The organism is Vagococcus changpingensis (genome assembly GCF_058211775.1).
In genome coordinates, this window is sequence record NZ_JBYVZB010000001.1 from 846,235 (window position 1) to 858,479 (window position 12,245).

Annotated in this window: 8 protein-coding genes; 2 read left to right on the forward strand and 6 right to left on the reverse strand. The window is 32.5% G+C overall.

Annotated elements, in window-relative coordinates:
• Positions 1-113 precede the first annotated feature (113 nt).
• Entirely contained in the window at positions 114-1,625 is a 1,512-nt protein-coding gene (gene zwf, locus AC37UB_RS04120; protein ID WP_117973155.1) for a glucose-6-phosphate dehydrogenase, read from the forward strand.
• 43 nt (positions 1,626-1,668) lie between these two features.
• Here zwf and AC37UB_RS04125 read toward each other — a convergent pair whose 3' ends face one another.
• Positions 1,669-1,959 carry a hypothetical protein gene (locus AC37UB_RS04125; RefSeq protein WP_117973156.1) on the reverse strand — a complete coding sequence of 97 codons (291 nt, stop codon included), beginning with the start codon at positions 1,957-1,959 and terminating at the stop codon, positions 1,669-1,671.
• Between the two features lie 149 nt (positions 1,960-2,108).
• Here AC37UB_RS04125 and AC37UB_RS04130 point away from each other — a divergent pair, with 149 nt between their 5' ends.
• Positions 2,109-2,963, forward strand: a complete 855-nt coding sequence (locus tag AC37UB_RS04130; protein WP_117973157.1) for a LysR family transcriptional regulator — start codon at positions 2,109-2,111, stop codon at positions 2,961-2,963.
• A gap of 258 nt (positions 2,964-3,221) precedes the next feature.
• Here AC37UB_RS04130 and AC37UB_RS04135 read toward each other — a convergent pair whose 3' ends face one another.
• The 5 genes from AC37UB_RS04135 to AC37UB_RS04155 form a co-directional block, all read right to left on the reverse strand.
• Complete coding sequence (locus AC37UB_RS04135; protein WP_233519178.1) at positions 3,222-4,385, reverse strand: AI-2E family transporter; 1,164 nt, start codon at positions 4,383-4,385, stop codon at positions 3,222-3,224.
• 11 nt (positions 4,386-4,396) lie between these two features.
• Positions 4,397-4,750: a PTS glucitol/sorbitol transporter subunit IIA gene (locus AC37UB_RS04140; protein ID WP_117973158.1), complete on the reverse strand. Its 354-nt coding sequence runs from the start codon at positions 4,748-4,750 to the stop codon at positions 4,397-4,399.
• Positions 4,751-4,888: 138 nt separating this feature from the next.
• On the reverse strand, positions 4,889-10,225 hold the full coding sequence (locus tag AC37UB_RS04145; RefSeq protein ID WP_490685359.1) for a S8 family serine peptidase: 5,337 nt from the start codon (positions 10,223-10,225) through the stop codon (positions 4,889-4,891).
• Between the two features lie 192 nt (positions 10,226-10,417).
• The gene (locus tag AC37UB_RS04150) at positions 10,418-11,620 is read right to left on the reverse strand and encodes an NAD(P)H-dependent oxidoreductase (RefSeq protein ID WP_490685360.1); all 1,203 of its coding nucleotides are present in this window, start codon (positions 11,618-11,620) and stop codon (positions 10,418-10,420) included.
• 12 nt (positions 11,621-11,632) lie between these two features.
• Positions 11,633-12,241: an NADPH-dependent FMN reductase gene (locus AC37UB_RS04155; RefSeq protein ID WP_117973161.1), complete on the reverse strand. Its 609-nt coding sequence runs from the start codon at positions 12,239-12,241 to the stop codon at positions 11,633-11,635.
• Between the last annotated feature and the right edge of the window lie 4 nt (positions 12,242-12,245).

A 12,245-nucleotide genomic window follows, 5' to 3' on the forward strand; every position in this document is an offset into this window, starting at 1 on the left:
AGTAAAAAAGATTCTCATAAAACTCTAATTTATTGATTTGTCCGTCTTTTACAAGTAAAATAAGACCAATAATAAGATTATTTAGATATATTGTTAGGAAAGTAGGAAATAAGATGACACAAGACAACAAAGCATTATTTATCATCTTTGGGGGAACTGGAGATTTAGCTAAAAGAAAACTTTATCCGTCTCTTTTTCGTTTATTCCGTAAAGGAGCTATCAACAAACATTTTGCTGTTATAGGAACAGCTCGTCGTGAATGGACAAATGAACACTTCAGAGAAGTCATAACAGACAGTATTCAAGAATTAAACCCTACCCCAAAAGAGCTTGATTCTTTCACATCACATTTTTATTATCAAGCACATAATGTTACCAATACACAAGAGTACGTTACTCTTGAAAAACTTGCTAGTGAACTAGATAATACTTACCAATTGAATGGTAATCGTGTATTTTACCTAGCTATGGCACCAAGTTTCTTTGGAACAATTGCTCAACACATTAAATCTGAGCATATTTTAAGTGAGAATGGTTTCAACCGCTTAATTATCGAAAAACCATTTGGAACAGATTATCAAACAGCAAAAGAATTAAATGATTCTATTTCTGCCGCATTTACTGAAGATCAGATTTTCCGTATTGATCATTACTTAGGAAAAGAGATGGTTCAAAATATTTCTGCCATTCGTTTTGGAAATAATATTTTTGAATCGTTATGGAATCACTACTATATTGATAATGTTCAAATCACGTTGGCAGAATCTTTAGGTGTAGAAGAGCGCGGAGGGTATTATGATAAGAGTGGTGCATTAAAGGATATGGTACAAAATCATATTCTACAAATAGTCGCACTTTTAGCTATGGAACCACCAACCATCTTTTCTGATCATGCCATTCGAACTGAAAAGATTAGTGCATTAGAATCTATTCGTATCTACAACGAAAAAGAAGTCAAAGAAAATGTTGTACGAGGACAATATTCTAAAGGTCATCTTGGTAGTAATCAATTCCCAGGGTATCATGAAGAAAAAGATGTCGACCCTACCTCTTCAACTGAAACATTTGTGGCCGGAAAATTAATGATTGATACGTTTCGTTGGGCAGGTGTTCCTTTTTATATTCGTACTGGGAAACGTCTGACTGAAAAAGGAACACGTATTAATATTGTCTTTAAAACAACACCAATTAACGTATTCCGTTCAGCAGATCAAACAGAAGATATTCCTGAAAATATCTTAACCATTTATATCCAACCTACTGAAGGATTTTCTTTAACGTTAAATGGCAAAGAAATCGGATCAGGCTTTGCAATGGATCCTGTTAAACTAAATTATCGTCACTCAAGTGAAACATTAGAAAACAGTCCTGAAGCATATGAAAAATTACTTTTAGACTGTCTAAAAGGAGATGCCACTAACTTCACTCATTGGGATGAAGTAGCTGCATCATGGAAAATTGTTGACGTTATTAAACATGTATGGGACAAGGATACTTCCAACATTCCAACGTATCCTGCTAGGACGATGGGACCTAAAGAAGCCTTCGACTTACTTGAAAACGATGGACGTTCATGGGTTTGGGAACCTGATCAGTGGTATAGAGAAAAAGAATTATTAAAATAAAAAAGGTGAACTTGATTACATCATCAAGTTCACCTTTTTTATTTTAACCAAAGTAATCCTTCATAAAAGAAGCCGTTTCTGAATCTAAACCAAGTTCCAAAAAATTTTCATCGATTGGTTGAATTCTGTTTAGATTGTAGCCATCATATTTATCAATTTCATGTAGTATATGTCTAATATCATATAATACTTCTTTTTCAAAAAACCATTCCTTTAACCTTGTTTGTGTCAATTTTCCTTCTTGTTTTATATCATCTAAATGCTTATCCATTTTTTCTATACTCTTTACAATATTATGAATAATTTTTTCTTCTTTTTTTTCTTTTATTTCCATTTTAAACACTCCATTATTATTTATTCATTGTACAATGACAAAGAAATTTATTTTCTATTTAATTTAGTAATGACGTTTATCTCTTTTTTTGATATCATTAGAATAATCTCATTTTTTAATTATTTTATAATCAGGAAGGAGGAAATCACATGGACATAAGACAGCTAACTTATTTTGTTGCAATTGCCGAAGCAAATACGATTTCCGACGCTGCTAAAAAATTAAATATTGCTCAATCAGCATTAAGTCAAATGCTAAAACAATTAGAAACTGAATTAGGGACCATTTTAGTTGAACGTCACAAAAAACAACATCATCTTACCCCTAGTGGTCGTATTATGTATAACGAGGCGTTATCTATTATTGCGCAAATCAACTTAGCGAAACAACGTATTCACGATAGTACAGTAGGAACTCTAGGCTCCCTTAACATCGGAGTGGATTCACTCTTATCCACAGTATTATATACAAATATTAAAGACTATGTAAAAAAATATCCTGATATTAAACTCAATTTTTTTCAAAATGATCAATTCACATTAAAAGAAAGGCTAGATGAAAGACAAATTGATGTAGCTTTGACTCACTACACTCTTGATCAAAAAGAATATACTATAGCTCACAAAGAAACGGTTCCTGTTTACCTCGTTTACTCTGAAAACTATGACAAACATTGGACAATGAATGAAATTCTTAATCAATCAAAAGATATCATTTTACCATTGCATAAAGAAGAAGAACTTTATAGGGATCTTGTTATTTGGTTAAATCTTACTACTAATAGTAAAAAACAAATAACAAGCTGTACAGATGTTAAATTACTTTTACAACTTATAAAGACTAAACAATGTATCAGTTTTGTTCCAGAATTTTTACTTAGTGAATTGCCCAAAAGTATTCATGTCCATAAACTTACCCATCCAAAGTTACATTATTCTTATAAATGGATTTATCTAAAACATCGATATTTTCCACACATTATGACCGAATTTTTATCATTTTAATTATATTTAATCATTTAAAAAATACTTTTTGATTAGTGTAACAACAAATTAAAATTAAAAAAACAACTCATATAAATTTGATGAATGACATATTACGTTTAAAAATTCTTTAAAATATTTCTTAGCTAAGAGCACTCTTATTAAATCATTTATTTATGACTCTTTTTGTAACTAAATGTGAAAAATGCTATCATAAATATTAAAATCTCTTTAACAATAGAAAAAAGCCACCAATATCATTAATTGGTGACTTTTTTATTACACTAACGTTGTATCCTCTTTTTCTTCTTCGTATAATCCTGACACTTCCTTGTACCAAGTAAATAAATGTATTACGATAACTTTAATGGCCGCATATCCAGGAATCCCTAAGATAACGCCCAGTACACCGAATAGTTTACCAGCTGATAATAATACAAAAATAATGGTAATAGGATGAATATCTAATTGACTACCTAAAACAAGTGGCGATACGACTCTACCTTCAATGGTTTGTTCCAAAACAAAAACAATAATCACAGCTATTAACATCTTAGGACCATTTACCAACGCTAAAACAATTGCTGGGATAGTTGCTAAAGCTGAACCAATATAAGGAATGAGATTTAGTACACCAGCCAAGATACCTAACGTCACACTGTATTCCAATCCTATTACACTAAAACCAATCATAAACATAACAGCTACTGCAAAGGCAACTGTCACTTGACCTCTAACATAAGAAGATAATTGCTTATTGATATCTTCCAACACTTTCAGCGTTGGTTTTCTCATTTTAGTAGGTATTACGGGGGTAATATATGGTACAAGTTGTTTTCCATCTTTTAATAAATAAAATAAAATAAATGGAACAGTAATTGTAGTAACAACAACATTCGCAACAGCTCCCACAATATTACCTAGACTATTAAACGTTGTTTTTGAAACAGAACTAGCTAAACTACTAATGGATGTGATTAATTCATTAAAATATTTTTCAAATGGTTCACTAAACTCACTTAAAGCTGGGAGAGCCAAAAATTCTGTCGTCTTTTGTTCAATAATATCCCAATAATGAGGCCATTCTGTGACAAAACTTTTGGTCTGATATTCAATTTTAGGAATCAAGATGACAATTCCCCAAATAATTAAACCTAGAATGGTAATAAAAAGAGCACTTATCGTATACACACGCTTAATACCACGTCTCTCAAAAAAATTTACGACTGGATTTAATAAATAATATAATAATCCAGATATAATGATTGGCACACCAACAATACCTAAAAATTGTGCAACTGGTGTAAATAAGTGTGATACTTGTGTAAACACTAATAATATTAATAATACGAGCAATATAACCATTAACCCAGTAATAAGTTTATTATTTAAAAATAAACGATAAAATAAAGATTTGGTATTTCCTTCTTTTTTTACTTTCAACTACTTTCCCCCTAACGATATGTAATAATAGTCCCTTCATTAATGACAGGGAATGTATATGGTTCTAAATAGATAGCGTTAGATAATTCGTCCATTCCTTCTGGACTTTTAAACATTAATGACACATGGCCCATAGAGTCTAATTGTCTATTAGCTATAGGACCAATTTTTACAACATGGTACTCTTGATCATCAAAAGAAATAGTCCCACCAACTTCAATGTTAAACGGTTCATCTGTTTCAATTGTTTGAATAACAGAAAATTTTTCTAATTCATTTGTTACTTTTTCTCCAAATAAAATAATCATTTCATCTTTTGCATCCATTGAATGCTCGCCAATTTGTTTGACAACTGCTTTTATCATAAAGACATCTTCCCCACTTTTATAGTATTTATGATATAACTATACCACAATAACAAATAAGACTCTCATTTTATGCTAGATTATTTGAAAAGTATTAAAAAAGAAGAAGGGCTTCCCATCCTTCTTCTTTTTCATGTATTAACTATTTTTTTTATTTTTTTTATGTTTACCAAACCAACTAATAGAAAGTAATGACAACATTAACAATCCTAAAATAAATACTTTTTTATTCTCTACTTCTCCAGTTTTAGGTAACGCTTTGGTTATTTTAGAGCCTTGTTGCGTATGTTGTGTTGATGATTGATTTGATGTAGCGCTATATTTATTTATATTTCCATCAATAAATCCAATAGGTGCTTGCGATATCACGCTATTTTCGGATTTTTTATCTTCTTTATCTTTTTCTGAGTTATCTTTGTTTTTTTCAAAAGGTGGATTTCCCTCTTTTGATTTATCATCAGAGTCTGTTCCTTTTTTATCGTTATCCTTCGTTAATTCATCTTCCTTTTTAGTTGGTAAATCTGTTTGTGTACCACTATCAGTCGTTTCAACAGATGATGGTTTTACCATAATATTTTCAGAAAATACTGGACTTTCATTAGATGCTGTATCAACCGTTTTCACTTGTAGCACACTATTTTTTGTTACAACAAAGGCATCTTTATAATCTTCCCATGTTTTCCCTTCGTCCAAACTATACTTAATACTTGTATGCTCATCCTTTGCCGTCATACCTAAAGTAACTGTTACTTGCTTTTCTTTTCCTCCATATGAGCTTAATGAGACCGTTGGAAGAGCTTTAACTTCAGAACGAATAGTTTGAATTGCTGTATGAGTCACTGGAGATTCATTGCCATATTTGTCACTGTATTTAAAGAAATAATCACCATTTTCACTGACCGTTATCGTATCTGGCACAAGTGTCCAAGTGTTTTGATCAGTTGAATAATATAACTCTGGTGCACTGAATTTCCCTGCGTGTTTAATGACAGACTCTTTATTTTTTGGTGTTAGAACAATTGGTTTATTGGTTAATGAGGTTTCATTGGACGTAATCTCTGGCGCACTAATAGCCTCATCTTTATGATGATGAATATCAAAATCTAACTGTTGTTTATTCCCAACCAAATCTGTTAGCGTTGCTGTCATTTTTGATGTTTCTTCAGGTAATATTTTTACTTTATACGCTACATCAACAGCAGGTCGATTAGCAAAAAATGCTTCATTAAACACATCATAATCTGAATCAGTGTGAACGTGATTATGATTGATACTTAAGTTATACCCGGCTAAGTTATCTGTAATCGTTGCTTTTACTACATATGGATTATGATTAGTAAAGCCTACAAGTTTTCCTGACTCATCTTGTTCTACATTGTCTAACGTTAATGTTGGTAATTTGTCATCTACCCAAATCGTATAGCCATAATTAACAACAGGTCGACCATTATTTAAATCATCATCTTGTGCATAAGCAGTTAATCGATAAGAACCTGTTGAAATATTTTTCATTTGGTAGCTAAACGCTAATGTCGTTGGATCATAATCAACTTTCTCTCCATTTAATGTAAATTGTTTAACTGGATAAGCTAATTTACCTGTTATGGTTAATACTTTATTTTCCTTATCATAGCCAGGACTCTCTGTATTAATAATAGATAAACTTGATTCGATATTATCAAATTTAATGAAAGTATCATCTAATTTTGTCGTGCCAGATGAGTGAATGACAACTTGTTGAACGGATTCATTACCAGCATCGTCAGCCGCAATAACAAAGTATAAATTATCCCCGTAAACAAGCGATAAATCATATGAAAATGCCCCATTATCTAATGTCAGTGGCGTTGAAACATCTTCTTTTGGATCATATATGACAGCTTCTTTTGCATCTGTTATCTGTCCAGTTACTGTATAATTATTTTTTGTTGTATTAATGACACCATCTGTCAAGTCCTGCACTTGAATAATTGGTGCTTCGATATCTACTTTTACAGATAATGTTCCTAAAGGTTCATTTCCTTCTTTGTCTAAAGTAAAATTAAAATCCGTCTTGTCTTTAGTAATTGGAACCTTCACTTCAAATAATCCTTTATTTGATGTTTTAACCTCTATACCATCCACATAAAGTAACGTATCTTTTGCATAACTTCCTATTAAAGTAAATGTGCTGTCCTCTTTGTTATACCCTGCTGTATTTTGGCTAATGGTTTGATTTGGAGACACGTTGTAAATTAATAAATTATCTTGGTTCCCTTGTTCTTCGATTGTTGAAGAAAATTCAACGTTACCTGCATGATCACTCAATGCAAGAATGATTTGATTTTTCCCTGGTGAAAAGACACTTGAAATTTTTTGAACCGTTTCATATTTTCCTGCATTTTCCTCACCTTGTGGTATCTGTCTAAGTGCTACTTTGTAATTCTTGCCATTGACGCTTAATGCTACAACGTCTTGCTTAATCCCCGATAACTTATCACTTGCATCTACTAATAGTTTCCCAGACTTTGTTACCTCAACTTTTTCTATCTTAGGTTTTGTATTATCGACTGTGACTGGGATATACGTTACTTGATCGGAATTATCACTTTGTGATGACACCGTAACTTTATATTGGTAACGACCATCTGGAACTAATACTTCTTTTCCTGATTTTTTATCGTATTGAGTTCCTGACCATTTTGCTTGAGATACGACATGAGTTGTCCATTTTCCAGAACTTGTATTGTAAAAATCTTTTCGTCCGTTTTTAGCAATATATAACTCTTTTATCGTCTCCCCTTTATCATCTACAATATCATAAGTCGCTTTAGCAAAATTACGATTGAAAAATAAATAAGGAATACTATAATCTTGAATGTTATCTTTATTTTGAGGAGAGATGGCCATCGCATCAGGAGAAACAACTGATTGACCTTGATCATCTTTAAGCATTCCTAAAATAAAGTTATTATTACTTGCTAAAAAACCTGACGCCGTAGGAGCACTATGTCCATCTTGGTAAATTAATGGATCAATTGTGTTTCCAGTTGAATATTTACCAAAAAATCCCATATAAGGTATCACAAGATTTGGCGTATCCACGCCATCAAAACCAATAAATCCTTCAACAAATTGTTGCTCTTCAAAAGAGTAAGGCAAACTTAACTGGAATACTACTTCTTTACTTTCTCCAGCTGCAAGTTTAATGGTTTGATTCTCTGTTGACAGAGATGCTTTTTCAATCTTCGTATCGTAGATTTCTTTATTAGCGTCTGTTGCTTGAGTGTATACCCCACCAAAATCATTAACAGTAAACTCTTTTTCTTTTTCTCCATGATTGGTTAATGTGACATTGATAGTTGTCGAGCGACCAATTTCTTTTAAGGCAATGGTTGAATCTTTAGTTGGTGTGTAATGAAGACTTACTTCATTTTCAATAGCTGAAGCCACGTTTATTTCACCAGCACCTTGACGTCTAGGTGAAATAATTTCCTTCGTATGTGACACATCAAGCAGTGGCACAGAAGTACTGATAGCTGAGTCTTTTGCAAATTTTACTAATTCTTTTCCACTTAAATTTAATTTTTTCTCTTTAATTGCTTGTAAAATCAATGCCTGTGACCCTGCAACAAATGGTGATGCCATACTCGTCCCACTCATTGTTTGATATTTATTACCATTAGCTAATGAGTAGATATTTCCACCAGGTGCTGAAATTTCTGGTTTAAAATTCAATTCAGGTGTTGGTCCCCATGAGCTAAAATCAGACATTTTACCATACATTTTGTTATCAACTTCTGCCTTCCCAAGCGTAAAAGCAACAGGCTTTTTATCTTTAGCGATTTGAAGCAATACTTCTCCATCTACATCAGATAGACCAATCGTTGGATATTCAGTATCTTCTAGAGACATTTGAACGACACCATCTGTATTATTATAGATAAAAGCAGCAACAGCTCCATTTTCTTTAGCTAATCTTGCTTTATTGGTAAAAGAAATTTCCCCACGTTTAATTAAAGCGATATTTCCTTTAAGTGCTTTCTTAATATCGTCTGTGTAGTCTTCTTTTCGTCCAAGACCTACGTCAACTAATTGACGCTCACTATTTAATACATCATAATTTGTTTCTACTTTACTAAAAATAGTGGTAGATCCATCTGTTAGTTCAGGTACTGAATTGAAAACAGCATGTCCTAATTTATCCTGTAGCGTTTCCATTGTCACAATCGAATTTTCAGATGAAGCAACTGTTAAAGCCTCTGTCGTTACACCAGGACTTCCAACAGTACTCATATCTGAAGTATCAAGTAAATTTTTTGGTGTATCATGCATGTCATTTGTTCCACTAACACTGTTATTCCCGGCAGAAATAACTGAAATAACCCCCGCATCACTCGCTCGTTTAATCGCTTGATTTTGTGGATCTTCTGGATCAGTGTTAGCACTAACAGAACCCAAACTCATGTTAATAACGTCTGCTCCTAATTTGACAGAATCCTCAATCGCAGCAATGACATCATCACTATAACACCCACGAATGTTTTTATTATTTGAAAAAACTTTCATTGCAAGTAATTGTGCTTCTGGAGCCACTCCTTTTACATCACCATTTGATGCTGCAATTCCTGCAACGTGTTGTCCATGCATCCCAGCATCACCCACATCGACGATATCATCACTACCATCTGCGTAGTTATAACCAAATGGGACTTTTTCACTAAAATAAGAACCCTTATCCATTTTGTTAATACTATCCTTTGTTAACACGCGACTCTCTGGATTAGATAAAAATAAATCTTTATGACTCGGATCAATTCCACTATCAATGATTGAAATGACCATTCCCTCACCATGAAGTTTTCTTTCTTCCCAAACCTTTTGAACTTCAGCAATAGCATTCGCATGCGTATCTGTTGGATAAAAAACTTGTGCTGGTGTGACTGAAATGACACCTTGTAACGCTTCAATTTTTTCAATATCGCCTACTTTGACATCAATTGAAAAACCATTTAATAAATAACCAAATGATCGTTTAGCTTGTGAGCCGGATATTTTTTCAATTTTAGTTTTTAAAGACGATTGTTTTTTTACTACTTTTTCTGTCGCTTTTTCAATTGATTGAACAGAAGACTTAGAGCCTGTTGGTAAATCAACATGATCAATAGCCACTTCTTTATCAAGTTGAATTAGTACTCTAATACGCTGACTATTATCAACTTTTGTTTCTGATGATTTTTCCTGTATTAACCCATCTTTTTTTAATTGTTCGTTGACTCTAGCGTAAAAGTCTTTAGAATACGCTTTATTTGCAGAAGCATTTTCCTCCAATAAATACTTCTTCAAACTCTCTTCTATCTGCTTTTTCCCTGTTTGCTTGTCGCTAGTTTTCTCATTTTCTTGTGCCAATACAATTGTTGCATCTAAAATTGGCGTGGACAACAATAATAAGCTACTCATAAGTACTGCAGATTTTTTAACAACCGACTTTTTCATTTACCTACCCCTTTGATTATTTAATAACAACAATAAGATTAAAATATTGTTTATTATTTATTAAGTTTTTCTCATTATGATAAACTTTTTTCTCATTTTCAATAGGATAAACTAATTTATACTAGTAACTTTACTATTTGCGAACAAAAAAAAGACCAAGATAGGACATCTTAGTCTTTTACTGTCTAGTTATTATTCTGTTTTTGACGCACTTGAAACTGCATCCGCATCAGATGAAGCAGTATGTTTGGAAGATTCTGAAGCTCCACTGACTGTATCTGTTCCTGGTGTTAAAGTTTGACCTGTTTGTTTTAAATACCAATCAACAATTGGTTTAAAATCTAATATGTATTCGTTTATGCCAGCATAATTTCCTTCATCATCATGAATTGCTTGATAATTATGTACAACAAATTTATCTGGTCCATGCGTTGGAACATGTACTCTTACGCAATCTTGAGCTCCAGATCGTAACTGCTGAACAACCCAATTCACACCGTTTAATGCTTTTTCTGGATGACAATAGGCTAGAGGGTTCCCTACTTGACTTGGATGACGTGAGGCTAACATATCTTTATCTTCTTTTGTGTAATTATAATATAAAAATTGATTATTATTATCTGCATAGGTTAATTCCATAGGCATTGAGGCAAAGAAATGATTTAACTGATTAACCGTTAATATACCACGATTTAATTTGACATAAGTATCACCTTCTACTGCTTGAACTTTTTCTGATGCTTGTTCAACCCAGTCATCAGCTCCCTTGTCAACTCCATCAATTGTGGTATCGATTGACCCTTCGCAATATAAATCTTCTTTTTCCAGTTCAGGCTTTTTCGTTCCTTCTAACTCAGATATTACTTCAACATATCGTAAAAATTTATCTAATACATTACTTAAAAACTCAACAGTTTTAGCGTCTTTTAGGTTATTATTGTCATCAAAAGCTTCGCGTACTTTTCCAAGTAAAAATTCATTTCCTGGCATGACTAAAGCATGAACACCTGGTGCATCAAGTATTTGTCGTAAATGTAATTGAGCTCGTGAAGAACCTTGGTCATAGTATGAAGCACCAATAATCATTACTGGTTTGTTTTCTAGTGGATGTATTTTAAATGATAACCACTCTAATACACTCTTTAAACTGGCTGGTATTGTATGGTTATGTTCAGGTGTTGCAATAATAACCCCATCTGCATTTAAAATCTTACGGTTTATTGACTGAATCACTGGCGTATTTGTTTGATCATTACTTTGATTAAACAATGGAACATCTTTAATTTCGATTAATTCTAAATCAAATTTATCAGAAAAGTGTTTTTTTATGTATTGTAACAACGTACGATTATATGATTTATCAGCATTTGATCCTACAATTCCTACTAGTTTCATTTGACTTCCTCCTTAAATATTTTCCCATGAAAAGTTTTCTGCTTCTTTTTTATTTTGTTTGTGAGCACTCATTAATTGATTGGTCATATAGACAAAATGCTTAAAGTCTAAAAATAGACTATGTAATTTTTGAATTTGATCCTCATCTACTAATTTTCCACTTTCATCGAAAGCTTGAAGTGAGTGACTTAATAGAAATTCCGAACTCGGCATTGTTCTAGCCTTTAACTCAGGTGAATCAAGCATTTGTTTTAAATGACTTTGTGCTCTTGATGAACCTAACGTACCATATGAAGCTCCTGTAATCATAACTGGTTTATCCACAAATGGGTAAATATTGTAAGATAACCAATTCAATGCATTCATTAATGCTGCTGGAACGGCATGATTATATTCCGGTGTACTGATAATGACACCGTCTGCCTCTTCTATTTTTTGCGCTACTTCTTTTACAATACTTGGTAAATTTCCATCGTCAGGTTTATTGAACATAGGGAACTCTTTGATTTCGATTATTTCAATATCTGCCTCGTTTTTAAAGTAATCTCTAATAAAGTACAATAATTTTCGATTTGTTGACTGATCAGAATTTGTCCCTACTATCGCTATATACTTATCCATAAAA

What these genes read in the sequence shown, in the direction of transcription:
- zwf (WP_117973155.1), top strand. Translation starts at nt 114, where the DNA reads ATGACACAAGACAACAAAGCATTATTTATCATCTTTGGGGGAACTGGA.
- AC37UB_RS04125 (WP_117973156.1), bottom strand. Translation starts at nt 1,959, where the DNA reads ATGGAAATAAAAGAAAAAAAAGAAGAAAAAATTATTCATAATATTGTA.
- AC37UB_RS04130 (WP_117973157.1), top strand. Translation starts at nt 2,109, where the DNA reads ATGGACATAAGACAGCTAACTTATTTTGTTGCAATTGCCGAAGCAAAT.
- AC37UB_RS04140 (WP_117973158.1), bottom strand. Translation starts at nt 4,750, where the DNA reads ATGATAAAAGCAGTTGTCAAACAAATTGGCGAGCATTCAATGGATGCA.
- AC37UB_RS04145 (WP_490685359.1), bottom strand. Translation starts at nt 10,225, where the DNA reads ATGAAAAAGTCGGTTGTTAAAAAATCTGCAGTACTTATGAGTAGCTTA.
- AC37UB_RS04150 (WP_490685360.1), bottom strand. Translation starts at nt 11,620, where the DNA reads ATGAAACTAGTAGGAATTGTAGGATCAAATGCTGATAAATCATATAAT.
- AC37UB_RS04155 (WP_117973161.1), bottom strand. Translation starts at nt 12,241, where the DNA reads ATGGATAAGTATATAGCGATAGTAGGGACAAATTCTGATCAGTCAACA.